The sequence below is a fragment of the Ligilactobacillus equi DSM 15833 = JCM 10991 genome (assembly GCF_000615765.1).
Taxonomy (GTDB): domain Bacteria; phylum Bacillota; class Bacilli; order Lactobacillales; family Lactobacillaceae; genus Ligilactobacillus; species Ligilactobacillus equi.
In genome coordinates, this window is the sequence record NZ_BAMI01000146.1 from 1 (window position 1) to 641 (window position 641).

Consider the following 641-nt stretch of genomic DNA (forward strand, 5'->3'; position numbering starts at 1 on the left):
AATCAGCAGTTTATTTGGACTTTGGCTAATAGAAGCAGCTAAAACCTCTTTAGTAGCCTGGTCCAAGATGATTGACATATAGGCCCAAGTAGAATTGCCTAAACGTATCTGTGAAACGTCAGTATGAAGGACGGTGTAGGGAATAGTGGCATCAAATGTTTGATTCAGTAGATTTTGAGCCACTTTACCAATTGTACCTTTGTAAGAAGAATAGTGGTCATTCTTACGGCGATTATACATCGCCGGTTGGACGCCTAATTCGCTCATTAAGCGACGTAAGGTCGCTTCAGCCATATGGCAACCCGCCTCTTGGAGGAGTGGCAGTATACGGCGGTAGCCGTATGTGTAATTTCCCATCCACTTGCCTTTTTCCGCTATTTTCTTAATTATTAGCTTGACATCTGCGTACTTATCAATTTTATTGGCAATGCGCTTACGTTCATCGTAGTAAGTTGCACGCTTTAAGTCAATCACTCTCAGAAGCTCACCAATCCCATACCGTTTATTTTTAGGCAAGCCTTTTTGACCCGCCCTGATCTGATCCACAATTACCGTTTTATCTTTGGCTTTGAGGGTCCGAACAGGGTCAGTGATTTTTTTAAGATATCACGCTCCATCTTAACTTGACGGAGTTCTTGTTT

At 42.4% G+C, this 641-nt stretch carries 1 protein-coding gene and 1 pseudogene; both read right to left on the reverse strand.

All coding sequences use genetic code 11. The features are described 5' to 3' along the window. On the reverse strand, positions 1 to 546 hold a 546-nt coding region (locus tag JCM10991_RS15980), incomplete at its 3' end, for an IS3 family transposase (protein ID WP_025021599.1). Between the two features lie 2 nt (positions 547 to 548). Then, positions 549 to 641, reverse strand: a pseudogene (locus JCM10991_RS16550) (transposase); the annotation flags it as partial.